At 71.4% G+C, this 23,585-nt stretch carries 20 protein-coding genes; 9 read left to right on the forward strand and 11 right to left on the reverse strand.

Going from position 1 to position 23,585, the window contains the following annotated elements; all coding sequences use genetic code 11:
- Positions 1–6: 6 nt before the first annotated feature.
- From ACZ56E_RS16310 to ACZ56E_RS16335, 6 genes are all read right to left on the reverse strand, one after another.
- Positions 7–1,608 carry a glycoside hydrolase gene (locus ACZ56E_RS16310; protein ID WP_471214627.1) on the reverse strand — a complete coding sequence of 534 codons (1,602 nt, stop codon included), beginning with the start codon at positions 1,606–1,608 and terminating at the stop codon, positions 7–9.
- 56 nt (positions 1,609–1,664) lie between these two features.
- Positions 1,665–3,104: an RICIN domain-containing protein gene (locus ACZ56E_RS16315; protein ID WP_471214628.1), complete on the reverse strand. Its 1,440-nt coding sequence runs from the start codon at positions 3,102–3,104 to the stop codon at positions 1,665–1,667.
- Between the two features lie 28 nt (positions 3,105–3,132).
- Complete coding sequence (locus tag ACZ56E_RS16320; RefSeq protein WP_471214629.1) at positions 3,133–4,896, reverse strand: glycoside hydrolase family 35 protein; 1,764 nt, start codon at positions 4,894–4,896, stop codon at positions 3,133–3,135.
- Positions 4,897–4,981: 85 nt separating this feature from the next.
- Complete coding sequence (locus ACZ56E_RS16325; RefSeq protein ID WP_471214630.1) at positions 4,982–5,929, reverse strand: carbohydrate ABC transporter permease; 948 nt, start codon at positions 5,927–5,929, stop codon at positions 4,982–4,984.
- Between the two features lie 3 nt (positions 5,930–5,932).
- Complete coding sequence (locus tag ACZ56E_RS16330) at positions 5,933–6,862, reverse strand: carbohydrate ABC transporter permease (RefSeq protein ID WP_471214631.1); 930 nt, start codon at positions 6,860–6,862, stop codon at positions 5,933–5,935.
- Between the two features lie 35 nt (positions 6,863–6,897).
- Positions 6,898–8,235 carry an ABC transporter substrate-binding protein gene (locus ACZ56E_RS16335; protein ID WP_471214633.1) on the reverse strand — a complete coding sequence of 446 codons (1,338 nt, stop codon included), beginning with the start codon at positions 8,233–8,235 and terminating at the stop codon, positions 6,898–6,900.
- A 222-nt stretch (positions 8,236–8,457) separates the two neighbouring features.
- Here ACZ56E_RS16335 and ACZ56E_RS16340 point away from each other — a divergent pair, with 222 nt between their 5' ends.
- From ACZ56E_RS16340 to ACZ56E_RS16370, 7 genes are all read left to right on the forward strand, one after another.
- Complete coding sequence (locus ACZ56E_RS16340; protein ID WP_471214634.1) at positions 8,458–9,546, forward strand: LacI family DNA-binding transcriptional regulator; 1,089 nt, start codon at positions 8,458–8,460, stop codon at positions 9,544–9,546.
- A 64-nt stretch (positions 9,547–9,610) separates the two neighbouring features.
- Positions 9,611–10,627 (forward strand): hydroxyacid dehydrogenase, encoded by a 1,017-nt coding sequence (locus ACZ56E_RS16345; protein ID WP_471214636.1) that lies wholly within the window; start codon positions 9,611–9,613, stop codon positions 10,625–10,627.
- Complete coding sequence (locus ACZ56E_RS16350; RefSeq protein WP_471214637.1) at positions 10,624–12,555, forward strand: DUF2264 domain-containing protein; 1,932 nt, start codon at positions 10,624–10,626, stop codon at positions 12,553–12,555. The genes ACZ56E_RS16345 and ACZ56E_RS16350 overlap by 4 nt, the downstream gene beginning before the upstream one ends.
- A gap of 20 nt (positions 12,556–12,575) precedes the next feature.
- Entirely contained in the window at positions 12,576–13,436 is an 861-nt protein-coding gene (locus tag ACZ56E_RS16355; protein WP_471214638.1) for an ABC transporter ATP-binding protein, read from the forward strand.
- Positions 13,433–14,413 (forward strand): ABC transporter substrate-binding protein, encoded by a 981-nt coding sequence (locus ACZ56E_RS16360; protein WP_471214640.1) that lies wholly within the window; start codon positions 13,433–13,435, stop codon positions 14,411–14,413. Before ACZ56E_RS16355 ends, ACZ56E_RS16360 begins: the two co-directional genes overlap by 4 nt.
- A 40-nt stretch (positions 14,414–14,453) precedes the next feature.
- Positions 14,454–16,520, forward strand: a complete 2,067-nt coding sequence (locus ACZ56E_RS16365) for an iron ABC transporter permease (RefSeq protein ID WP_471214642.1) — start codon at positions 14,454–14,456, stop codon at positions 16,518–16,520.
- A 345-nt stretch (positions 16,521–16,865) separates the two neighbouring features.
- Positions 16,866–18,362, forward strand: a complete 1,497-nt coding sequence (locus tag ACZ56E_RS16370) for a SulP family inorganic anion transporter (protein WP_471214644.1) — start codon at positions 16,866–16,868, stop codon at positions 18,360–18,362.
- Between the two features lie 14 nt (positions 18,363–18,376).
- On the opposite strand, the gene ACZ56E_RS16375 is transcribed toward ACZ56E_RS16370, so the two are convergent.
- Entirely contained in the window at positions 18,377–19,513 is a 1,137-nt protein-coding gene (locus ACZ56E_RS16375; RefSeq protein WP_471214646.1) for an agmatine deiminase family protein, read from the reverse strand.
- A 102-nt stretch (positions 19,514–19,615) separates the two neighbouring features.
- On the opposite strand from ACZ56E_RS16375, the gene ACZ56E_RS16380 reads away from it, so the two are divergent.
- Together ACZ56E_RS16380 and ACZ56E_RS16385 are read left to right on the forward strand one after the other, a co-directional pair.
- Complete coding sequence (locus tag ACZ56E_RS16380) at positions 19,616–20,200, forward strand: TetR/AcrR family transcriptional regulator (protein ID WP_471214650.1); 585 nt, start codon at positions 19,616–19,618, stop codon at positions 20,198–20,200.
- A 219-nt stretch (positions 20,201–20,419) separates the two neighbouring features.
- Positions 20,420–20,830, forward strand: a complete 411-nt coding sequence (locus ACZ56E_RS16385) for an STAS domain-containing protein (protein WP_471214652.1) — start codon at positions 20,420–20,422, stop codon at positions 20,828–20,830.
- Between the two features lie 22 nt (positions 20,831–20,852).
- Here ACZ56E_RS16385 and ACZ56E_RS16390 read toward each other — a convergent pair whose 3' ends face one another.
- From ACZ56E_RS16390 to ACZ56E_RS16405, 4 genes are read right to left on the reverse strand one after another with little or no spacing between them, the layout of a single operon-like run.
- On the reverse strand, positions 20,853–21,410 hold the full coding sequence (locus ACZ56E_RS16390; protein WP_468602191.1) for a VanZ family protein: 558 nt from the start codon (positions 21,408–21,410) through the stop codon (positions 20,853–20,855).
- A 43-nt stretch (positions 21,411–21,453) separates the two neighbouring features.
- Positions 21,454–21,846: a DUF2267 domain-containing protein gene (locus tag ACZ56E_RS16395; protein WP_468602189.1), complete on the reverse strand. Its 393-nt coding sequence runs from the start codon at positions 21,844–21,846 to the stop codon at positions 21,454–21,456.
- Between the two features lie 27 nt (positions 21,847–21,873).
- Entirely contained in the window at positions 21,874–22,368 is a 495-nt protein-coding gene (locus ACZ56E_RS16400) for a hemerythrin domain-containing protein (RefSeq protein ID WP_471214655.1), read from the reverse strand.
- Positions 22,368–23,327, reverse strand: coding sequence for a YihY/virulence factor BrkB family protein (locus tag ACZ56E_RS16405; protein WP_471214657.1), 960 nt, complete (start codon positions 23,325–23,327; stop codon positions 22,368–22,370). The genes ACZ56E_RS16400 and ACZ56E_RS16405 overlap by 1 nt, the downstream gene beginning before the upstream one ends.
- Positions 23,328–23,585 lie beyond the last annotated feature (258 nt).

The raw sequence follows: 23,585 nt of genomic DNA on the forward strand, positions 1-23,585 counted from the left end.
CGCCTGTCAGGAAGCGCCGTCGACGACGAAGCTGGTGACCGACTCGGCCGGCACGGTGAACGTGGCGCGCCCGTCCACGACCGGTACGGGGTCCCGCTCCTGGAGCGCTCCGCCCGCGCTGGTGACGATCGGCGTCATGGTGGCGCCGCGCTCCACGTGGTCGAACTTCGAGAGGTCCACCGTCACCGCCCGCTCCTCTCCGGTGGAGTTGACGTGGACGACGGTCGCGCCCTTCCCGTCCCCGCTCACCGCCGCGGCGCTGGACGTGTCGTCCACCGTGACGAGGCGGTCGCCCGGCCGGATGGTGTGGGTGAAGTTGCGGGCGGTGTCGAACTTCGTGTTGGTCCTGATCGGACAGGTCTTCAGGGTGTCCTTGGCGGTGCAGTCGAAGGGGAGCTGGATGCTGCCCCAGTTGCCGCCCTTCGCGCTCTCACCGCCGGGCTTCATGTTGTTGTAGTCCTCGACGGGCTGCCAGAACACCCAGGCCGAAGGCTCCAGTTCGCGCAGGTCGTCCACCATGTGCTGGGCCAGACCGAGGCCGGACTTCATGTCGGTGAAGTCCTGCCCGTCCGGATCCCACTCTCCTTCGACCTCGCTCATCCACAGCGGCTTCTTCGCCGCCTTGGCCAAGTCCCGTACGACAGTGCGGTCCTGAGTGCCGTACGTGTGGACGTTGAGCTGGTCGACGAGGTCGCGGACCTCGGCGGGGTAGGCGTTCCAGTTCCGGGCGAACAGGGTGGGGTTGGTCTCGTCCATCGCCGAGATCTTCGCGTCCGTACGGGACTTCGCCAGCGCCGGGGCGAGCGCGCGGATCACCTTCTGCTGGAGTTCGGGGCCCATGTGCGCGCCCTCCTGCCGGCCGCCGACCGGTCGGCCGTCGGGGCCGAGGCGGGTGCTCCAGTAGGTGGTGTTGGGTTCGTTGAAGGGGTCGATCGTGTCGACCTCGATCCCGTGGGCCTTCTCCAGGCGTTCGGTCGCGCCCGTGAGGTAGGCGGCGAAGTCGTCGACGGATTCGGTCTTGAGCTGGTCCTCCGAGGCGTCGAAGCCCCCGGAGACGTATCCGCTCTTCGTCATGAACCAGGGCGGCGAGTTGCTGAACGTCTCCCAGTGGTCGATGTCGCCCTTGACGCGGTCGACCCACCACCGCTGTGTCCGGTCGGCGCGGCGGTTCCAGTCGCCCGGATCGTCGGGGTCCCACCAGTCGGTGTCCTCGCGGGTGGTGCCCGCCGGCGCCTTCCACCAGCCCTGGACCGCTCCGCCGGGGCGGAGGTAGTCCTTGACGTCGGGCGCGTTGCCGCCGCCGATGTTGTACCGGGCGATGTTGAGCCCGAGCCCGCTGTCGCCGAAGACGAGGTCGGCGAGCTTCTCGCGGACCTCGGCCGGGTAGCCGCCCGTGGCGTTGGCGAACCAGACCAGACTGGTGCCCCAGCCCTCGAACTCCTCCTGGGCCAGCGCGGGGTCGGGCCGGACGGTGACGGATGCGGCGGTGCTGTCGTCCTCCGTCGTGGGGGAGGGGAGGGGCGGGGCGGCGCCGAGAGCGGTCGTGGTGACCAGGGCGGTGGTGCCGAGGGCCGTGAGCAGCCGCGTACGCCGTATGCGGTGTGCCATTGCGTTCCCTTCCGAGGCAGCGTCAGATTCCGTACAGGTGAAGCCAGTTGCGGTCGTCAAGCCGTACGTCGTTCGAACCGCTGGTTGTCGCCGGTGCCGCAGGTCCACTGGACGAGCCGGGCGCCGTCCGCGGCCGACTCGTCCGCGACGTCCAGGCACTTGCCGCTGTGCCGGGCCACCAGGCGGTGGGTGGCATCGCCCCGGTCCTCGAACCGCCACTGCTGGTGGGCGCCGGAGGAGCAGCGGTACTGGAGCACCGCGGCGCCGTCGGCGGTGGACTCGTCGGCGACGTCCAGGCACTTGCCGCTGTGCTGGGCGAGGACGCGGACGTACCCGCCGCCCGCGTCCTCGAACCGCCACCGCTGGTTGAGTCCACCGTCGCAGCCGCGCTGGACGACCTTCGCGCCGTCGTCGGAGGAGTCATCGGAGACCTCGACGCACTTGCCGCTGTGCCGGGCGGCGAAGGTGTAGTGGGGGCCGCCGCCCACACCCTCGACGGTGCCGGCCTCCGTGTCGACGGAGATCCGTGGGTACCACGGCAGGCTCATGGTGGTCCTGGTGGGGAAGTCCAGCGGCAGCCACACGTACTGCGAGTCGTTGACCGTGCCGCCCATGGAGTTGCCCCAGCGGTCACCCATGTAGAGGTACGAGGTGGCCGACGAACCCTGCACCGGCAGGACGAAGGCGGTCTGCGAGCCGTGGCCGTTCGCGTTGCCGGTGTCCTTCATCCCGCTCCACGGGCCCGTGAGGCTCTCGGCCGTGGCGTACTTCTGCTGGTTGGGGTCCCAGCCGCTGGTCCCCGAGGTCAGCATGAAGTAGACGCCGTCCCGCTTGAACAGCGCGGGCGCCTCCCGCCACTGGCCCGGCCACGGGTTCGCCACCAGCTCGTCGTAACCGGTGTAGTCGGCGTCGAGCCGGTAGATGTGCAGGTCGGCGTTGTTCTCGGTGGCCGTGATCTGGTACGCCGTGCCGTCGTCGTCCTGGAACAGCGTCTGGTCGCGGGACGTCGTACCGCTCGGCGGCCGGAAGCTGCCCTTCCAGGTGTAGTCGCCGTCGACGGTGTCGGAGACCGCGACGGCGGCGCGGGCCTCGTGGTAGTCCTTGCCGTTCTCCTTGTGCATCCACATGACGAACTTGCGCGTGGCCTTGTTGTAGATCACCTTCGGCCGCTCGATGTACGCGACGTCCAGCTCCGGGTCACTGGCCTGCGTCAGGACGTTCTTCCTGAACTCCCAGGTCTTCAGGTCGGTGGAGCGGTAGACGGAGACCGCCTTGAAGGTGTTGTCGGCGTGCCGGTTCTCGCCGAACCAGTAGTAGTGCGGGCCGACCTTGATGACGCCGCCGCCGTGGGCGTGGACGGCGTTCCCCGCCGTGTCGGTGAACTGCGTTCCGTTGGTCACGGTGACCGGCGCGGCGTGCGCGGCCGGCGAGGCGCTCAGAAGCAGAACCAGGCATGCGCATGCCATGAATATGGGTGTGAGGGTGCGGTGGAGCATCGGGTCTCCTCTCAGGGTTCCGTGCCCTTCAGGGGGTCACTGGGCCGAGGTCGGGGGCCTCCACCAGATGGGCCCGGGTGCCGGTGGTGGCCTGCAGCTCCAGGAGGACGAGGTCGTTGGTGCCGGGGCGCAGGACGGGCGCGGGGACGTACAGCGTGCGCTGCGGTCCGCGGTTCCAGTAGCGGCCGAGGTGGAAGCCGTTGACCCAGGCCTGGCCCTTGGTCCAGCCCGGCAGCGACAGGAAGGTGTCGGCCGGGGTGGTGACGTCGAAGGTGCCGTGATGGAAGGCGGGCACCGAGTCGCTGGTCGCCGCGGAGGGGGTGAAGGGCACCGCGGCCAGGTCGTCGAGGGGCAGGGGATGGCAGTCCCAGCCGCGCAGCACGGTGCCGTCGAGGTCGACCGGGCCGAGCAGGCCCTTCGGGGCACCGATCCGGGGCCCGTAGTTGACCCCGCCCATGTTCTCCACGAGCACGTCGAGAGCCGCGCCGGCGCGCGGCACCCGGACGGGCAGGCTCTCCTCGTGGCGCTCGCGTTCGAGTACGCTGACGGGTGCGCCGTCCAGGAAGACCTGGGCGCGGTCGCCGACACCGCCGGAGAAGTGCAGCAGTCCGTCCCCGGCCTCGGGCAGGGTGGTGCGGTAGAGCACGTACCCGGCTCGCAGCCCGAGCTCGTCCATTGTCACCGGCAGGTCCGCGCGTACGGGCTCGGCCAGGGCGCGCGCGTACGGAAGGAGCGGCGCGCGGCGCGACAACTGGACTGCGGTGTAAGGGAGTTTGGGTGCGGGCGCGGGGGCGGGCTCGTCCGGCACCGGCGCGTGGCGGGCGATGACCTCCCGGAAGGCGTGGTACTTCGGGCCGGGGTCACCGGACTCGGTGAGCGGGGCGTCGTAGTCGTAGGAGGTGACGATGGGGGAGTAGGCGTGATCGTGGTTGGCGCCGTTGGTGAACGCGAAGTTGGTGCCGCCGTGGAACATGTAGATGTTGACCGAGGCGCCCGCCGAGAGCAGCGCGTCGAGGTCGGCCGCGGCGTCGGCCGTGTCCCGCACGTGGTGCGGCTCGCCCCAGTGGTCGAACCAGCCGATCCAGAACTCCGCGCACATCAGGGGCCCTTCGGGCCGGTGCTCGCGGAGGCAGGCCAGGGACGGGGCGACGCGGCTGCCGAAGGTGCCGGTGGCGAGCGTGCCGGGCAGGGTGCCGGCCGCCAGGTGCGCCGGGTCCGTCTGGTCGCAGGTGAACAGCAGCTCCTCGACGCCGCGCGAGCGCAGGGCCAGTTCCAGGTGCTTCAGGTACGCGGAGTCGTTGCCGTAGGCCCCGTACTCGTTCTCGACCTGGACGGCGATGACGGGGCCGCCGGACGCCGCCATGTGCGGCAGGAGCGTGGGCAGCAGCAGGTCGAGATAGCGGTCGAACGCGTCCGTGAACCGGGGGTCGCTGCTGCGGAGCCCGATGTCCGGATCCGCGGTGAGCCACGCGGGCAGTCCGCCGCCGTCCCACTCGGCGCAGATGTACGGGCCGGGCCGCAGGAGGACGTGCAAGCCTTCGGCCTCGGCCAGCCGCAGATAACCCGGCAGGTCGAGAAGGCCGTCGAGGACGAGAGGCCCCTCCGGGTCGGGCTGGTGGAGGTTCCACGGGACGTACGTCTCGACCGTGTTGAGGCCCATCAGGCGCGCCTTGCGCAGCCGGTCGGCCCACTGGCCGGGGTGCACACGGAAGTAGTGCATCGCGCCGGAGACGATCCGGAACGGCTCGCCGTGCAGGAGGAAACCGTCGGACGTCGTGGTCAGTGCGGGCATGCGGGATCTTTCCTTCGACTACGGGCGACTACGGGCGGCTACGGGGAAGTTCGTGGGGGCCTGAGCGAGAGGGCAGGTGCGGGAGCTATTCCTTGACGCTGCCCGCGGCCAGACCGGACTGCCAGTACCTCTGGAGCAGCAGGAACGCGGCGATCAGCGGCAGGATGGTGATCAGCGATCCGGTGATCACCAGATGGAAGACGGGCTGGCCGCCGGCCGTCGCCGCCTGCGCGTTCCAGGCGTTGAGGCCGAGGGGCAGCGGATACCAGTCCGGGTCCTTGATCATGATGAGCGGCAGGAAGTAGTTGTTCCAGGTGTGCACCATCGTGAACAGCAGGACGGTCACGATGCCGGGGGCCAGCTGCGGCAGGCAGACCTGCCAGAAGACGCGCAGCTCGCCCGCGCCGTCCACGCGGGCGGCCTCCATCAGCTCGGTCGGAATGGCCTCGGTGGCGAAGACCCACATCAGATAGAGGCCGAACGGCGAGATCAGCGACGGGACGATGACCGCCCACGGCGTGTTGGTCAGGCCCAGCTCGCTGAACATCAGGAAGGTGGGGATCGCGAGGGCGGTGCCCGGCACGGCGACCGCGCCGATGACGACCGCGAACACCGCGCGCTTGCCGGGGAAGGCGAACTTGGCGAGGGCGTACCCGCCGAGGACCGCGAGGAGGGTGGCGCCGCCCGCGCCGAGCACCACGTACAGCAGCGTGTTCAGGAGCCAGCGGGTGAAGACGCCGTCGTCGTAGGTGAACGTCTCGGTGATGTTGTCCCACAGCGCGAAGTCGCCGCCGAACCACAGGCCGAACGACGAGGCCAGGCCCTTCTGCGTCTTGGTCGCGCTGATCACCAGCCACACCAGCGGCAGCAGCGAGTACACCACCACGAGCCCGGTGAGCGCGGTCAGCAGCACACTGCGGCGGGGCCGGGCGACGCTGTGCCGCCGCCGGGAGCGCAGCCGGGGGGCGGGCGCCGTGCCGCGCGGGTGACGGGCGGGCGCGGCCTTGGAGGTGAGGGTGCCGGGGCTGCCCATGGGTCACGCTGCCTTTCGCATGCCGCGCAGCTGGACGACGTAGGCGACCACCATGGTGATCAGGCCCATGACGATGGCGACGGTCGCGGCGTAGTTCTGCTGCTGCCCGTTGAACGACAGCGAGTATGTGTAGAGATTGGGGGTGTACGAGGTGGTGATGGCGTTCGGCGCCAGGTTCTGCAGGATGCTCGGCTCGTTGAAGAGCTGGAAACTGCCGATGACCGAGAAGATCGTGGCGATGGCCAACGCGCCCCGGATGGCGGGCAGTTTGATGGCGGTGATGACGCGCAGCTGCCCGGCGCCGTCGATCTCCGCCGCCTCGTACAGCGAGTGCGGGATGACGCGCAGCGCGGAGTAGAAGATGAGCATGTTGTAGCCCGCGAACTCCCACGTGACGATGTTGCCGATGGACGCGAGGACGAGGTCCGGCGAGAGCGGGTCGGGCAGGGTGCTGTTCAGGGCGTCATTGAGGTCCCCGACCAGGCCGAACCGGGTGCCGTAGAGGAACCCCCACATGAGCGCGGCGACCACCGCGGGCACGGCGTACGGCAGGAAGATCGCGATCCGGAAGAAGCTCTTTCCGTAGAGTCTGCCGCTGTCCAGCGCGAGCGCCACCAGCAGCGCGAGGCCCAGCATCACCGGGACCTGAACGGCCAGGAACAACCCCACCCGGCCGATGCCCTCCCAGAACTCCCGGTCCTGCAGGGTGCGTTGGTAGTTGTCCAGACCCACGAAGGAGGTGCCGCCGATCAGCCGCTCCTGGAAGAGACTCAGATAGACGGAGTAGGCGATGGGGGCGAGGAAGACGAGCGTGAAGACGAGGGCGAACGGGCCGATGAACCCCCAGCCGGTCCAGGACCGTCGCGTCTTCCGTACGGGGAGGGTCTGTCGCGCGGGGGCCTGGCCGGCGGCCGCGGAGTGCAGAGTTGCCATGGTGTGGTGATTCCTCGGTCGGTCCGGGCGTGGGGCTACTTGACGGTGAAGCCCTGCTCCTTGCCGTACTTGACCGACGCGTCCTGCCAGGACTTCAGGCCCTGCCGCAGGGTGGTGCCGCTGACGTACGCCTTGCCGACGGTGTCGTTGAAGACGCTGTTCGCGTAGACCTGGTAGGGCAGGTAGGACCAGCCGGGCACGACCTGCTTCGCCGACTCGGCGAGGACCTGGTTGATCCGCTGGCCGCCGAAGTACGCGACCTTCTTGTTCCGGAACGCCCGGGAGCCGAGGTGCTCGGTGGTGGCGGGGAAGGTGCCCTGGTCGATGCGTGTCTGCACGCCCGCCCCGACGGTGGCGTACTCGAGGAAGGCGTACGCCAGCGCCTTCTGTTCGCAGGCCTGCGTGATGGCCAGCGAACTGCCGCCGTTCTCGGCGGACTTGGCGGCGCCGCGCTCCCACTGGGGCAGGGGAGCCACGCGCCACTTGCCCGCCGCGGCCTTGACCCCGGACTGCAGGCTCGACGGCATCCACGCGCCGATGACCAGGGTGGCGATGGTGCCGTCACCGAGGCCCTTGTACCACTCGTCGCTCCAGGACGTGACGGACGCGAGGAGCTTGTCGTCGATGAGCCGCTGCCAGGAGGCGGCGAACTTCTCGCTGCCCGCGTCGGCGAAGTCCACGCTGACATCCGATCCGTCGACGCTGTAGGGCTTGCCGCCGGCCTGCCAGATCATGCTGGTGGTGAAGCCCGCGTCGCCGGTGTCGTTCGTGATGTAGGCCTTGGGGTCCGCGGCGTGCAGCTTTTCGGCCGCGGCGAAGTACTCCTCCCAGGTCTCCGGCACCTTGATCCGGTGCTTGTCGAAGACTTCCTTGTTGTAGAACAAGGCCATCGGGCCGGAGTCCATCGGCAGCCCGTACACCCCGTCGGTCCCGGCGCGCACCGCGGCCCACGGGCCCGGCGCGAAGGAGGTCTTCAGCTTGTCGGCGCCCAACTCGGCAAGGTTGGCGAGGGACTTGGCGAGGGTGAACTGCGGCAGCGCGTAGTACTCGATCATGGCGATGTCCGGGACGCCCTTGCCGGCCTTCACGGCGTTCTGAAGCGCGGTGTACTCGTCGGTGTTCGTACCGGCGTTGACCAGGTCGACCTTCACCTCGGGGTATTTGGCCATGAAGTCCTCGGCGACCTGTTTCATCGGCTCGTTCCAGGACCAGACGGTGAGGCTGCCGCCTTCCTTCAGCGCGGCTTTCAGGTCGGCGTCGGACAGCGGCTCGGCATCCGAGCCGCCCTCATCGGACGAGCCGCAGGCACCCGCGGTCAGCGAGACCGACAGGGCGGCGCCCATCAGCAGGGCCTGACGCCGGGATATGGCCATGGTGGTGTTCCCTTTCGGACGCGTGCGCGGTGCGGTGGGGGAGGGGCGGGGAGAGGGGGGGGTGGGTGGTTACGTAAACATGCGCCGCGCGAAGCGGCGGCCGGGGCGGAATGTTTACGTAAACTTCGGTGACGCGTACGGTGGCACCCGTCACATCGGTCGGTCAAGGTTTCTCACACGTAAAGTTCCACGCGGTGTCCGCGGGGCGGAGGAGGAGAGGCGATGGGGCTGCACGAAGAGGGGAGCCCCCTCCCCGGTCACGGCGGCGCGCAGCGGGGCGGCTCGGGCATCCCCGGCGGACGGCGCAAGCAGCGCGTGTCCATGGCCGACGTGGCGAAGCGGGCGGGCGTCTCCTCCCAGACGGTCTCCCGGGTCTCCAACGGCCACCCCGGCGTGGTCGCGGCCACCCGCGAACAGGTCCTGGAAGCCATGCGCGAACTGGGCTACCGGCCCAACAGCGCGGCCCGCGCCCTGCGTTACGGCCAGTTCAACACCATCGGCGTCATCCTCCTCAACCTCTCCGCCACGGGCCGCAGCCAGACAGTGGGCGCGATCTCCACGCACGCGGCGGCGGAGGGGTACGCCATCACGATGATCCCCATCGACGTGCCGACCCAGGACAACGTCCTTGGCGCGTTCACGAGGATGGGCGAGCTCGCCGTCGACGCCGTCATCGTCTTCATCGAGGTGCACCTGCTCGACGCGGGCACGGTGACGCTGCCGCCCGGCGTGCCCGTCGTCGTGGTGGACACCGACTCGGGCGACCGCTACCGCGTGGTCGACACCGACCAGGTCGGCGGCGCCCGGCTCGCCGTCCGCCATCTGCTCGACCTCGGCCACGAGACCGTCTGGCACGTGACGGGCCCCGAGGAGTCGTTCGCCGCCCAGCGCCGCGCCCGGACCTGGCGCGCCACCCTGGAGGAGGCCGGGCGCCGGGTCCCCGAACCGCTGAGCGGCGACTGGTCGGCCGATTCGGGTTACGCGGCGGGCCTCGTCCTCGCCGAAGTGCCGGACTGCACCGCCGTGTTCGCCGCCAACGACCAGATGGCGCTCGGCCTTCTGCGCGCCTTCCACGAGCGGGGCAGGGCCGTCCCCGCGGACGTCAGCGTGGTCGGCTTCGACGACGTCCCCGACTCCGCCCACTTCGTCCCGCCGCTGACCACGGTCCACCAGGACTTCACGGAGGTGGGGCGCAGGAGCGCGGTGGAGGCGCTGCGGCAGATCCGCGAGCGGACACCGGCGACCCCCGGCACCGACCTGGTGCCGACCCGGCTCGTGGTGCGCGAGAGCACCGCGCCGGCCCCGCGCTGAGAGCCTGTCCTCGAACCCCACGAGCACGACCGCACATCGCACCGCCCGTTCAACGAGGAGGAAGATGTCACCGTCCCACCGGCCCCGGGCCGCTCTCGCCATGTCGCGGAGGGCGGCCGAGGCCGTCCTGGAGCCGTCCGCCCTCGACGCCCTCGCACGGACAGTGGAGCTCGAACCCCCGCCCGTCCTCGACGACTTCGGCACGGACCGCGCGAAGGCCGTGCTGGCCGGCACCGAACTCCTCGTCACCGGCTGGGGCTGCCCGCCGCTCACCGCCGACGTCCTCGCGGGCGCCCCCGCGCTGCGCGCCGTCGTCCACACGGCGGGCTCCATCCGCGCCCATGTCACCGAGGCGTGCTGGGAGCGCGGCATCGAGGTGTCGTCCGCCGCCGCGGCCAACGCCCTGCCCGTCGCCGAGTACACCGTCGCGATGATCCTGCTCACCGGCAAGCGCGTCCTGGAGAGCGCCCGCGACTTCCGCACCACCCGCACGGAGGTGGACTGGCTGCGCACGTCACGCGGCACCGGCAACTACCGCCGCACGGTGGGCATCCTCTCCGCCTCGCTCATCGGACGCCGCGTCATCGAACTGCTGCGCCCCTACGACCTGCGGGTACTGCTGCACGACCCGTACGTGTCGGCGGACGACGCCGCCGAACTCGGCGCCGAACTCGTGCCGCTCGACGAGCTCTTCGTACGGAGCGACACCGTCAGCGTCCACACGCCGCTGCTGCCCGCCACCCGCGGCCTGGTCGGCCGCGACCTGCTCGCCGCCATGCGCCCCGACACCGTGCTCATCAACACCGCACGCGGCGCCGTCGTCGACCAGGACGCGCTCACCGAGGCCGTCACCGAGGGCCGTGTCCGCGCCGTGCTCGACGTCACCGATCCCGAAGTCCTGCCGCCCGACCACCCGTTGTGGGACGCCGAGAACGCCCTGCTCACCCCGCACCTCGCGGGCTCCCAGGGCAACGAGTGGCGGCGCCTCGCGGAGCACGCCGTGGACGAGGTGCGCCGCTGGACCGCGGGCGACGGCTTCGCCCACCCCGTGCACCGGGACAGACTGGCGTACCTCGCATGAGCCGGCCCACGACCTCACCGGGGGTGCAACTACCGCCACCCGACCACGACTTGAGCCCGCACACGGGATACACGCGCGCCCACTGGGTAGCCGCGGCCGACGGTCTGCTGCGCGCGGCCTGGCGATGGTCCACGCCCGGGTGCGCGCTCCTGGACCTGCCGGGCCGGCCGTCCGTGTCGGGCGTGCGCTCCGACGGCCTGGAGGGATACGCCCGTACGTTCCTGGCCGCGGCGTTCCGCGTGGCGGGCGCCGGCGGCGAGGACCCGCACGGCTGGCTCGACCGCTATGCGCGGGGCCTCGCCGCGGGCACCGCCGCCCCGGGCCGCCACGACACCGAGTCCTGGCCGCTCGTCCTGGACCACCACATACAGGGCCAGCCCATGGTGGAGTCCGCCTCCGTGGCCCTCGGTCTGCGCCTGACCCGGCCGTGGCTGTGGGACGCCCTCGACGAACCGGTACGGGACCGGGCGGAGGCCTGGCTGCGCGGCGCCCTGCGCCACCTGCCCGCTCCCAACAACTGGTACCTCTTCCCCTGTACGGTCGCCGCCTTCCTCGAATCGGTCGGCCGCGGCGACGAGGAGACGCGGCGTGCGCGGGAGCGGGCACGGGAGCTCCTGGAGAGCTGGTACGTCGGCGGCGGCTGGTACTCGGACGGCGACGGCCGCGCCTTCGACCACTACAACGGCTGGGCGCTGCACCTGTATCCGGTCCTGGAGGCCCATCTGGCGGGCGACACCGCGCTGTTGGAGCACCTCGGCCCGAGGCTTGGCGCGCACCTGGAGGGCTACGGCCACCTCTTCGGCGGCGACGGGGCCCCGGTCCACTTCGGCCGCTCCCTCACCTACCGGTTCGCCGCCGGGGCGAGCGTGGCCCTCGGCGCACTCACCGGCCACACGCCGCTGGCCCCCGGCGTCTCGCGGCGCCTCATCAGCGGAGCCCTGCGCCACTTCCTGGACCGCGGCGCGGTGGACGGCGACGGCCTGCTGACCCTCGGCTGGCACGGCCCGCACGAGCCGACCGTCCAGCGCTACTCGGGCCCGGCGTCGCCGTACTGGGCGTCGAAGGCGTTCGTGGCGCTGCTGGCCCCCGCGGACCACGCACTGTGGACGGCCACCGAAGAGCGGGCCCCCGTCGAGACGGCCGACCACGTCCTGGCCCTGCCGGGACCGGGCCTCCTGGTCCAGTCGACGCGCGCCGACGGAATCGTCCGCCTCCACAACCACGGCAGCGACGACGTGCGCCCGCACGAGGGGGAGTCGGCCGAGCAACAGGATCCGCTCTACGGCCACCAGGCCTACTCCACGCGCACCGGCCCGACGGCGCTGGGGAACATCCCCGACAACCACTTCGCCGTCGAGGTCGCCGGTGTCCCGAGCGTCCGCCGCCGCATCCATCCCCTCGGCAGCGGCCCCGACTGGGCGGCGTCCTGGCACCGTCCCGTCTTCATGGAGGGGCCGCCGATGGTGCCGGGCCTGCGCGTGGAGAGCGTGACGGTGGCCCGGGGTCGGTACGAGCTGCGCGTGCACCGCGTGACGGGCGCCCCGCCCGGAGCCCGTGCGACCCAGACGGGCTGGGCCACGCCCGCCGACGGACCCGTGCGCGGCGCCCTGCACGCTCTGCACGGCTGGTCGGCCCGGGACGAGATCCGCGCGCCCCACGGCACGGCGTACGCGCGCTCGGTGGACGTTCCCCGGCTGACCGCGGAGGTGACGGGCTCCGCCCTCTTCGCCGCCCTGGCCGCCCTCACCGCGGAACCGGTACCGGGACCGGGGCCGGAACCGCTTTCCCAAGTGGTGAAGGTCGTGCGGGCGACCCCGGACAGCATCGAGTTCCGCTGGTCAGACGGTTCCCGGACACGCATCGGATTCGATCTGGCCGAATATCCTCTTGTGTCCAACAGTTGGGGGCCTGTTTCGCGCCACGGTTAGGTTAGGCTAACCTCTGCCGCGTGCATGAAGGTGAAGAGACCGAGACGGCCACGCGCCCCCAGGGTCATCAACTGTCGGCCACGGGCGTCACCGTGGCGTACGAAGGCGTCGACGTCGTACACGACGCCTCGATGACGCTGCGCCCCGGCGACGTGACCGTCCTGGTGGGACCCAACGGAAGCGGCAAGTCGACGCTGCTGCGCACGCTCGCGCGGCTCCAGCGGCCCCGCACCGCCACCCTCGTCATCGACGACGCCACCGACGGCCTCGCCCTCAGCGCCCGCGAGTTCTCCCGCCACGTCGCCCTGCTCACCCAGGGACGCCCCACACCCACCGGTCTCACCGTGCGGGACGTGGTCGAATTCGGCCGCTACCCGCACCGCGGCCGCTGGGGCGGTGCCGACCCGGGCGGCCGGGCCGCCGTCGACCGGGCGCTCGCCATGACCGGCGTCGCCGACCTCGCGGAACGCGGAGCCGAGCACCTGTCCGGAGGGCAGCTCCAGCGCGTCTGGCTCGCCGGCTGCCTCGCCCAGGAAACGGGCGTGCTCCTCCTCGACGAGCCCACGAACCACCTCGACCTGCGCTACCAGGTCGAACTCCTCGACCTCATGCGGGATCTGGCGGACGACCACGGGATCGCCGTCGGCGCCGTCCTGCACGACCTCGACCAGGCCGCGGCGGTCGCCGACCGGATCCTCCTGCTCGACGCGGGACGCGTCGTCGCGGACGGCGCCCCCCAAGACGTACTGACGCCGGAGCGCCTGTCGGACACCTACGGCATCCGCATCGAAGTCGACTCCGACCCCCTCACCGGCCGCCTGCGCACCCGCGCCATCGGCCGTCACCACTCGCGAAGCGAAAGGCTCAGCACCACCTCATGAGACGCCTCCTCCTCACCGCGGCGGCCGCCACCGCCGCGGCCCTCGCCCTGTCCTCCTGCGGCACCACCGAGCCCGCCGCCGACGACGCGAAGAAGACCGCGGAATCCATCACCCTCACCGACGGCACCGGCACGAAGGTGAAGCTGAACGGCCCCGCCAAGAAGATCGTCGGCACCGAGTGGAACGCCGTCGAGAGCCTGATATCCCTCGGCGTCGAGCCGACCGGCGTCGCCGACGTCAAGGGCTACAAGACCTGGGACACCGCCGCCCCGCTGAAGAACGACCCCAAGGACGTCGGCACCCGCGGCGAGCCGAGCATGGACTCCATCGCGTCCCTGAAGCCCGACCTCATCATCGCGACCACCGACCTGCCGGCCGCCGCCGTGAAGCAGATGCGGGACATCGCCCCGGTCCTCAACCTGCGCCCCGCCGACGCCGCGGACCCCATCGGCCAGATGACCGAGAACCTCGACCTCCTCGCCAAGGCCACCGGCACCGAGAAGCGGTCCGAGAAGCTCAAGAAGGACTTCGAGGCCAAGCTCGCCGAGGGGAAGAAGAAGCTCGCCGCCGCCGGTCACGCCGGCACGAAGTACGCCTTCGCCGACGGCTACGTCACCGGCAACCAGACCTCCGTCCGGCCGTACACCAGCGGCTCCCTCATCGGCGCGGTCAACGAGAAGCTCGGCCTCGAGAACGACTGGTCGGTCAAGGGCGACAAGGCCTACGGCCTCGGCACCACCGACGTCGAAGGCCTCACCAAGCTCGACAAGGACGTGCAGTTCGCCTACATCGGCAACGACGGCGACAAGAGCAGCAACCCCTTCAGCGGCGTCCTGAAGAAGGACAAGGTGTGGACCTCCCTGCAGTTCGTGAAGAAGGGCAACGTCCACCGGCTGCCCGACGGCGTCTGGATGTTCGGCGGCCCCGCGTCGATGAACCAGTACGTCGACTCCGTCGTCGAGGCTCTGAAGAAGTAAGGCCCTGGAAAGTAAGGCAAGGCTCTGAAGAAGTAACGCCATGGCCGTCACCGCGACCACCCAGACCCCCCGTCCGTCGACAGCCGCGTCCCGCACGGGCGCGACCGCGGTGACGGCCGCACTGCTCCTCCTCGTCGCCGCCCTCGCGGTCGTCGACATCACCCAGGGCACGGCCGCCGTCGGCCCGTCCGAGGTGTGGAAGGCCCTCACCGGCCGGGCCGACCCGGGCGACGCGTCCGTCGTCATCGCCTCCCGGCTGCCCAGGATGACCGCGGCGCTGCTCGTCGGCGCCGTGCTCGGCACGGCGGGCGCCGCCCTCCAGGCCATCAGCCGCAACGTCCTCGCCTCGCCCGACACCCTCGCCGTCAACGCGGGCTCCTACCTCGCCCTCGGCATCGCCGCCGCCACCGGCATCTCACTGCCGCTCCTCGCCTCATCCGGCATCGCGTTCGCAGGCGGCCTCGCCGCGGCGGCCGTCGTCCTCGGCCTCTCCGGCCTCGGCGCGGGCACCGTCCGGCTCGTCCTCGCGGGCAGCGCCCTCACCCTCGGCCTCACCGCCGTCACCGAGGGACTGCTCCTGCTGTTCCCGGAGGAGACGCACGGCCTCTACGAGTGGAACCAGGGCAGCGTCGCGCAGAACGGCTTCGACGGTGTCCTGCAGACGGCACCCATCGGCGTCGTCGGCCTTGTCGGCCTGGTGCTGCTCTCCCGCAGGGTCGACGCCCTGGCCCTCGGGGACGACGCGGCGCGCGGCGTCGGCGTGCCCGTCCGCGCCACGCGCGTCACCGCCGTCGTCCTCGCCGCCCTGCTCTCCACGTCCGCGGTCACCCTCGCCGGACCCGTCGGCTTCGTCGGCCTGTGCGCCCCCGCACTCGTCCGCCCGCTGAGCCGCAGATTCCGCGCGTTCACGCGGTCACGGGCGCGCCTGCCGCTCGCGGGCCTCGCCGGGGCGGCCCTCGTGCTCGGCTCCGACGTGCTGCTGCGCGCCCTCGTCCCCTCGGACCTGGCGGTCGCCGTACCGACAGGCGTCGTCACCAGCCTGGTCGGCGCCCTCTTCCTGATCGTCATGGCCGCGCGCGTCCGGGACACGGCGGGCGCCGCCCCGCCCGACAAGCTGCGCATCCGCAGCCGTACCGCGTTCATCGGCACGACGGCCGTCCTCGTGGTCGTGCTCGTCGGCCTGACCATCGCCGCCGTACTCGTCGGCGACAGCAAGCTGCTGCTGGGCGACGTGGTCAACTGGGCGCAGGGCAGGGCGGGACAGACCGTCTCCTTCGTCCTCGACACCCGGGTGCCCCGCGTCCTCGCCGCCCTCCTCGCGGGCGCGGCCCTCGCCCTCGCCGGCACCCTCATCCAGGCCGTGACCCGCAACCCCCTCGCCGACCCCGGCATCCTCGGCGTCACCAACGGCGCCGCGGTGGGCGCCGTCCTCCTCGTGACGACGGTCCCTGCGGCCGGCTCGTGGAGCATCGCCGCGGGAGCCTTCACCGGCGCCGCACTCAGCGCGGTCCTCGTCTTCGGCCTCGCGGCGAAGGGCGGGTTCCGGCAGAACCGGCTCGTCCTCGTCGGGTTCGGCGTCGCCACCGGGTCGGCGGCCGTGGTCAGCCTGCTCATCATCCTCACCGACCCGTTCAACGCGACGAAGGCGCTGACCTGGCTCGCGGGCTCCACCTACGGACGGACCCTGCCCGACGTGGTGCCGCTCGCCGTCGCCCTCGTCGTCGGCCTCGCCGTCGCGGTCGTACGCCGCACCGAACTGGACCTCGTGTCGCTCGACGAGGACACCCCGAGACTGCTCGGCCTGCACCTGGGCCGCGGCCGCCTGGGCTTCCTCGTCCTCAGCGTCCTGCTGAGCGCCACCGCCGTGGCCGCGGCGGGCACGATCGGCTTCGTCGGACTCGTCGCGCCGCACGCGGCCCGCGCCCTCGTCGGCCGCCGGCACGTCCGGGTGGTGCCGGTCGCGGTGCTCCTCGGGGCGGTCCTCGTGTGCGCCGCGGACCTGGTGGGCCGCACGGCGATCGCCCCGGCCCAGCTCGGCGCCGGACTCATGACCGCCGTCATCGGCACGCCGTACTTCCTCTACCTGCTCGTACGCAGCCGTCGCTGAGGGCGGCCGTCCGTCAGGTGCGGGTAAAGTAGGGGAGCCTTGGGGGCGGCTCGGTGCCGCCCCGGCGAAGACCGATGACCGTGGGAGCGAGCGTGCGCATGCCGATGACGCCCGGCGCCGCAGCCTGCCCGCCGTGACCAGCACGGGGAACCCGGGGAAGTAGACCCTCCCCTGAAGCACACGCTTCGCCGCCGAAGCGGACCCTTCGCCTCCGAAGCCGACCCTTCCCTGAGGCACACCCTTCGCCCCCGAAGCGCCAAGCGCCTGAAGCGGGCGCACGAAGCCCTCCGCTCGCCCCCCTCACGGCACCGGGCGTGCCCGAGCACGACGACAGGTGACCCGCTCTTGTCCACGTCCGCACTGTCCCCGGCCGCGCGGCTGCGCGGTCTGAAGCCCGACTGGCTGTCCGACCCGAAGGTGTGGCGCACCGAGATCCTGGGCGGCCTCGTCGTCGCCCTGGCGCTGATCCCCGAGGCCATCTCGTTCTCGATCATCGCCGGGGTCGACCCGGCGATCGGCCTCTTCGCCTCCTTCACCATGGCCGTCACGATCTCCGTCGTCGGCGGCCGCCGCGCGATGATCTCCGCCGCCACCGGCGCCGTCGCCCTGGTGATCGCCCCGCTCAACCGCGAGCACGGCCTGGGTTATCTGATCGCCGCCGTCATCCTGGCGGGCGTCATCCAGATCGCCCTCGGCGCGCTCGGCGTCGCCAAGCTGATGCGGTTCGTGCCGCGCAGCGTGATGGTCGGCTTCGTCAACGCCCTCGCCATCCTGGTCTTCATGGCGCAGGTCCCCGAGATGCACGACGTGCCGTGGGCCGTCTATCCGCTGATCGTCGGCGGCCTCGCGCTCATGGTGTTCTTCCCGAAGGTCAGCAAGGTGATCCCGGCACCGCTCGTGTCGATCGTCGTCCTCACCGCGATCACGGTCGCTGCCGGCATCGCCGTGCCGACGGTCGGCGACAAGGGCGAGCTGCCCTCTTCTCTGCCGGTCCCGGGCCTGCCCGACGTGCCCTTCACCATGGACACCCTCACCACCATCGCCCCCTACGCGCTCGCCATGGCGCTGGTCGGCCTGATGGAGTCCCTGATGACGGCCAAGCTGGTCGACGAGATCACCGACTCGCACTCCTCCAAGACCCGCGAGTCCGTCGGCCAGGGCATCGCCAACATCGTCACCGGTTTCCTCGGCGGCATGGGCGGCTGCGCCGTGATCGGCCAGACGATGATCAACGTGAAGGTGTCGGGGGCCCGCACCCGCCTCTCCACCTTCCTGGCGGGCTCGTTCCTGATGGTGCTGTGCATCGTCTTCGGTCCCGTCGTCTCCGACATCCCGATGGCGGCGCTGGTCGCCGTGATGGTGATGGTGTGCTTCGCGACGTTCGACTGGCACTCCGTCGCCCCGAAGACGCTCAGGCGGATGCCCGCGGGCGAGCTCGCCGTCATGGTCGTCACCGTGGTCTGCGTGGTCGCCACGCACAACCTCGCCGTCGGCGTCGTCGTCGGCACCCTCACCGCCACCGTGATCTTCGCGAGGCGCGTCGCCCACCTCGCGAACGTCACCGCGGCCCCGGGCCCCGACGCGCGCACCGTGGTGTACTCCGTGACCGGTGAGCTGTTCTTCGCCTCGTCGAACGACCTCGTCGGACAGTTCGACTACACCACCGACGCAGACAAGGTGGTCATCGACCTGACCGCCGCCCACATCTGGGACGCCTCGTCCGTCGCCGCGCTCGACGCCGTCGAGACCAAGTACGCCCAGCGCGGCAAGACCGTCGAGATCATCGGCCTGAACACGCCGAGCGCCGAGATCCACAAAAAGCTCAGCGGCGAACTCGCCTGAGGCACCTGCCCCGTTCAGTCGGCCGGGCGGCCCGGCTGGTCGTGCGTGGAGCAGTGGATGCCACCGCCGCCGGCGGCGATGGTGTCGATCCGCACCGGCACGACGTCACGCCCGGGGAAGTGCTCCCGCAGGATGCTCCGGGCGCGGCTGTCGGCCCCGCGGTCCCCGAACCGCGGCATGAGGACGGCACCGTTGGCGACGTAGAAATTGATGTACGTCGACACGAAGTCGTCGCCCTCACCGGTGATCCGCGACGGATCGGGCTGCGGCAGGTCGACGACCTCGAAGGGCCTGCCCCTGGCGTCCTTCGCCTCACTCAGCACGGCCCTCGCCTGGTCTGCCGCGCGTGACCAGACGTCGGCGGGCGTGCCGGGATGCGCCTTGTCCAGGAGCACCACGCCCGGCGCGGTGAACCGTACGAGGCTGTCGACGTGCGCGTCGGTGATGTCCTGCCCGCGCACCCCGGCCAGCCAGACGACCTTCTCGACGCCCAGGGTCCGCTTCAGCTCGGCCTCGACGCGGTCCCGGCTCTTCCCGGGGTTCCGGTTGTCGTTGACGACCGAGCTCTCGGTGACGAGGAGCGTGCCCTCGCCGTCCGTCTCCAGGGACCCGCCCTCGGCGACCAGGGGCGCCTTCCTGCGGGGAATGCCGTACTCGGACAGGAGGGTGCGGCCCACCCGCGCGTCGTTGGCGTGCTCCTGCTTGTCGCCCCACCCGTTGAAGTTGAGGTCGACACCGGTGACCTTGCCGTCGTCCTCCACGAACACGGGCACCGTGTCGCGCGCCCACAGGTCGTCGACGGCCAGCGGCACGACCTCGACGCCGCGCCCGCACGCCTTCCGGGCGGCCGCCGCCTGGCCGGGCCGGGCCAGCATCACGACGGGCTCGTACTCCGCGACGGCGCGGGCCACCCGGGCGATGTCCTCCCGTACGGACCGCAGCTCCTCGCCCCACACGGAGCGCAGCGCGGGCCACGCCATGAAGGTGCGGGCGTGCCGCTCCCACTCGGCTCCCATACGCCGGCCCGGGGCCGCCGCGGCCGCCCCTTCTGCAACTTTGTCGGGCCCGCACGCCGGGGCGCCGAGGGTGACGGCGCCGATTCCGGCGAGCAGGCGGAGGGCGGATCGACGGGGCGGGAGGCGGTGGGCCACGGTGAGCTCCGGTCATCGGGCGAGGGGTTCCACTCCCGACTCTGACACGGACTGAAAATTCAGTCAAAGATGTCGGGAGACGGAAAGGTAGGGTGCGGACCCATGGCGCCCCGCACCACCCAGATCCTCGAAGCCGCCGCACGGCTCATCGCCCGTCGCGGCGTCCGCGGCCTGCGTGTCGAAGAGCTCGCCGCCGAGGCGAACGTCTCGACCGGGCTGATCTACTACCACTTCAAGGACCGCACCGGGATCCTGCGGCACACGCTCGAGTTCATCAACGCCCGCGCCGAGCGCTACACGACCGGCCGCGCCGCCGGTGCCGAACCGCTCACGCCGCGGGAGGAGCTGGAGGAGATCCTCCTCCTGGAACTGCAGGACACCCCGGAGGTCAGGGAGAACAGCTCGGCCTGGGGCGAGTTGCGGGCCAGCGCTGTCTTCGACGAGGTGCTGCGGGAGGACCTCGCGAGGGCGACCCTGGTGTGGGTGCAGGAGGTGGCGGCCCTCATCGGCCAGGTGCGGCCGACGGCCCCGGCCCCCGCACTCGCCGCGGCGGGCGAACGCCTCACGGCTCTCCTCGAAGGCCTCAGCACGCGCTGGCTCAGCGGCGGCCTCGGGCTCGACCACGCACGCGAGCTGATGCGCGGAGCAGTCCGGGCCGAACTGGCGCTGCTGGAAACAGCCTCCTGAAAATCCGGTCAGCTGATCCAGCAGCTGCCCCAGGTCTGCGAAGTGGAGTAGACCAATGGTGTACGCGCCGACGACGAGCGCTCGGAGCCCTCTCCACAGGCCAGGCGCCCCATAGGAACCCTTGGCAGCAGTAGTCACAGCGTGGTATAGACGTATGAAAGAAGTACCTCTTCGGCCCGTCTCGGCCGATGGACGGCGTCCCGCCGGAAGGTCTCTCCCGTGCAAGCTGACGAACACGCTCCCGCCCCCGCTCCGGCCGCGGCGAGCGCGCCGAACACCCGCAGGACCCTCCGGCTGCCGCATCCCGGCACGGCGCGCAGACTGCGGCGCGCGGGCATAGGGGGTGTGACGGTCACGGGCTGCCGCGTCCGCGTGTCCCTCCAAGGCGAGATCACCGCGCACCAGGCCGACTCCCTCGCCGCGCAGCTGCGCACACTGGTCCAGGACGGCTGCCGCCATCTGACCGTCGACCTGTCCGAGGTCACCTACCTGGCCAGGGAGAGCGCGGGCGTCTTCTTCGGGACGCTCAGAGCCCTCAAGGCCGTGGAGGGCTCCTTCGCGGTACGAGGCGCCTGCCCCCGTACCGCGGCCACGCTGCACTGCCTGGGCATGGGCCGACTCGCGGAGTAGACCGGTTCGCGGAACAGACCGCTCAGGCGTCCGCCGCGTCCCGCTTGGTGAAGCGATGCCACCAGTGCCGCCGTCGCGGATGCACGGCCCGTCCCAGCCGGCGGCCCAGCAGGAGATAGCCCAGCAGGGCACCCGTCGTGTTGAGGATGACGTCGTCGATGTCGAAGGTGCGGCCCGTCACGAACGCGCCCTGCGCCAGCTCGACGAGCACCATCGTCACCGCGGTGGCGAGACCCACCCGCACCAGCCCCCGCGTACGGGGGAGCACGACGGGCAGCAGCATGCCGAACGGCACGCCCAGCAGGATGTTCCCGCCGAGCTGCTTGACGGTGTCGCGGAAGGCGGGCTGCGAGAGGTAGTCGTCGATGGAGTCACCCGGCGTGAAGTTGCTGTGGGTCAGCGCCTCGGACCCCGCGGACGGCTCCAGCGTCAGCCGGGCGAGCACCACACCGAACGCGACCATGCAGACGAAGGCCACCAGCATGGTCACCGCCCGGGCCAGCGGCCGCAGCGGTGCCGCGCTCCGGTACCCGGCGTCGTCGGCCTGCGCGCCGGTTCTCGAACGATCTCTCCGTGCCATCAGTTCCTCCAGTGAAGGACTGGGTGGACCGTGCCGTCCGTTCTCAGATCGGTTCGGTGCGGCCGAACAGACCCGCGTGCCCCGGCGGGAGCTGGGTGAGGACGCGGCGCAGCAGCGCGTCGTCCGCCGCCCCCGCCACGATGCCGAGCACGGCGGTGACGGCACGGCGCGCCCCTGCCGTGTCCTCGCCCGTCCGCGCGGCCACCGCGTCGACGAACCCCGAGGGCGGCAGCGGCTCACCGGCCGGTTCCGCGTCGGCGAGCAGCGCCCCGCACCCGGCGGGCAGCAGTCTGGCCAGGTCGGTTCGGTCGTCCCCGACCAGGTGGGCGCCCAGGACGGCCAGTACGTTCTCCACGGCCCCCGCCGCCTGCTGACGGCTGGCGAAACCGCCTCGCTCCCGCACCTGCTCCAGCAGCTCTTCCAGGGTGATGCCCATGCTGAGCTCCTTCCGGTCCGGCGGCGGTCAACCGCTCACGTAGCGGCGTACGTTGTCGACGTCTCCGCAGCGCGCCCGCAGCTGCCGGCAGCGCTCCTCGGCGAACGCGGCGCCGAGCCGGACACGGCATTCGCGCGTGACGCTCTCCCGGGTGTCCACGAGCAGCGTCCCCTCCGTCTCCCGCGTGTACTCGGTCACCGCGGTGACGAGTTCGTCGAGTCTGTCGTCCCAGGCGTGCGGAGCGTCGTCATGGGCCTCGAACAGGTCGAGCAACGCCTCCGCGCCCTCCTCGTGCGCGGCCACGCCGCGTTCGATGACGTCCTGGTCGATGCCCTCGTACCGGGTGAGTTCGGGATAGACCTCGGACTCCTCGGCGCGTACATGCGCGACGTACAGATCAGCGAACTCGTGGAGCGCGTGGGAGCGGACGGTCTCGGTGCCGCTGCGCAGCTGGCCGAGCAGATCGCCCGCGATCCTGTGGTCCTTGAGGATCAGCTCGACCACGTCCTGAGATGGGGACATCAGTGCCTGCCTCTCTGGTCCGTTCTGGCTCCGATACCCGGCGAGGGCAACCTGATGCGTGGTGTGCGCGACGGGAGTGACACGTCTCCCCGGGCGGACCGGGCGCGCTCCACCTCCACCGTGAACTGTGCCCCGGCGAGCAGAGCGAGGTTCGACACCCACAGCCACACGAGGAAGACGACGACGCCCGCGAGGGATCCGTACAGCTTTCCGTAGGTCCCGAAGACGGTCGCGTACAGCGTGAAGAGGCCGGAGGAGAGCAGCCAGAGCAGGGCGGACAGCATTCCGCCGGGCAGGATGTGGCGCCAGCCGCGGGCGGCCGGCGGCGCGTTGCGGAACAGGACGAGGACGAGTGCCAGCACCAGACAGACCAGCGCGGGCCACTTCAGGACGGCCCACGCCGTCTGCCCCGCGTTCCCGAGGCCGATGCGCCGCCCCACACCCTCCGCGATCCCGCCCGTGAGGACGAGCAGCAGCGCGCTGGCGACCAGCAGGGCGAGCAGCGTCAGCGCGGTCATGAGGACCCGGTGCGCCTTCCGCAAGGTGGGCCGGCAGTCCTCGACGCCGTGCATCGCGTGCAGCGCCCGGCGGAACACGGCCGCGTAACTGGACGCGGACCACAGCGCGCTGACCGCACCGGCGATCACCACCGTGAGCGCCGCGGAGCGCGCCTCCGCCATCTCGCTCAGCGCCGAGTTCAGGGAGCGGCCCGATTCCGCCGGCGCCCAGTCGGTGACCTCGGCGATGAGGTCCTGGGTCGTGGCGGGGCTGACGAGACTGATGAGGCTGACGGTGACGAGCAGCGCGGGGAGCACCGCGAGGATCGCGTAGTACGTCAACGCCGCAGCCCAGTCCGACACGTCGTCGTTCCACATCGACACGGGCGTGCGGCGCAGCGCCGTGCGTCGCACGGGCCGGTTCGCGGGGGCGGCGGGGCCGGCGGGCGGTGAACTGTCCATGAGGGCCGCTCTTTCTCGCGTCTCGGCGGCGTGGGTGCCGTCTTCCTTCCCTTGCCCTTGTTCGGACACGCGGCGCGGTGCGGTGTGACGCGGGGACGCGTCGCCCGGGGGTGGAAAACAGAAACCCCGGACCCATATGTGCGGAGTCCGGGGCTTGTCCTGAGCGCTGGGCAGGCCTTGCACCTGCATTTCCCCGCAGGAAGCGGGGCGTCTTTCCTTGGACGACCAACGCCTGTCCCCCGACCGGAAGTCCGGCGC

It is taken from the genome of Streptomyces sp. NPDC039480 (genome assembly GCF_055597165.1).

What these genes read in the sequence shown, in the direction of transcription:
- ACZ56E_RS16310 (WP_471214627.1), bottom strand. Translation starts at nt 1,608, where the DNA reads ATGGCACACCGCATACGGCGTACGCGGCTGCTCACGGCCCTCGGCACC.
- ACZ56E_RS16315 (WP_471214628.1), bottom strand. Translation starts at nt 3,104, where the DNA reads ATGCTCCACCGCACCCTCACACCCATATTCATGGCATGCGCATGCCTG.
- ACZ56E_RS16320 (WP_471214629.1), bottom strand. Translation starts at nt 4,896, where the DNA reads ATGCCCGCACTGACCACGACGTCCGACGGTTTCCTCCTGCACGGCGAG.
- ACZ56E_RS16325 (WP_471214630.1), bottom strand. Translation starts at nt 5,929, where the DNA reads ATGGGCAGCCCCGGCACCCTCACCTCCAAGGCCGCGCCCGCCCGTCAC.
- ACZ56E_RS16330 (WP_471214631.1), bottom strand. Translation starts at nt 6,862, where the DNA reads ATGGCAACTCTGCACTCCGCGGCCGCCGGCCAGGCCCCCGCGCGACAG.
- ACZ56E_RS16335 (WP_471214633.1), bottom strand. Translation starts at nt 8,235, where the DNA reads ATGGCCATATCCCGGCGTCAGGCCCTGCTGATGGGCGCCGCCCTGTCG.
- ACZ56E_RS16340 (WP_471214634.1), top strand. Translation starts at nt 8,458, where the DNA reads ATGGGGCTGCACGAAGAGGGGAGCCCCCTCCCCGGTCACGGCGGCGCG.
- ACZ56E_RS16345 (WP_471214636.1), top strand. Translation starts at nt 9,611, where the DNA reads ATGTCACCGTCCCACCGGCCCCGGGCCGCTCTCGCCATGTCGCGGAGG.
- ACZ56E_RS16350 (WP_471214637.1), top strand. Translation starts at nt 10,624, where the DNA reads ATGAGCCGGCCCACGACCTCACCGGGGGTGCAACTACCGCCACCCGAC.
- ACZ56E_RS16360 (WP_471214640.1), top strand. Translation starts at nt 13,433, where the DNA reads ATGAGACGCCTCCTCCTCACCGCGGCGGCCGCCACCGCCGCGGCCCTC.
- ACZ56E_RS16365 (WP_471214642.1), top strand. Translation starts at nt 14,454, where the DNA reads ATGGCCGTCACCGCGACCACCCAGACCCCCCGTCCGTCGACAGCCGCG.
- ACZ56E_RS16380 (WP_471214650.1), top strand. Translation starts at nt 19,616, where the DNA reads ATGGCGCCCCGCACCACCCAGATCCTCGAAGCCGCCGCACGGCTCATC.
- ACZ56E_RS16390 (WP_468602191.1), bottom strand. Translation starts at nt 21,410, where the DNA reads ATGGCACGGAGAGATCGTTCGAGAACCGGCGCGCAGGCCGACGACGCC.
- ACZ56E_RS16395 (WP_468602189.1), bottom strand. Translation starts at nt 21,846, where the DNA reads ATGGGCATCACCCTGGAAGAGCTGCTGGAGCAGGTGCGGGAGCGAGGC.
- ACZ56E_RS16400 (WP_471214655.1), bottom strand. Translation starts at nt 22,368, where the DNA reads ATGTCCCCATCTCAGGACGTGGTCGAGCTGATCCTCAAGGACCACAGG.
- ACZ56E_RS16405 (WP_471214657.1), bottom strand. Translation starts at nt 23,327, where the DNA reads ATGGACAGTTCACCGCCCGCCGGCCCCGCCGCCCCCGCGAACCGGCCC.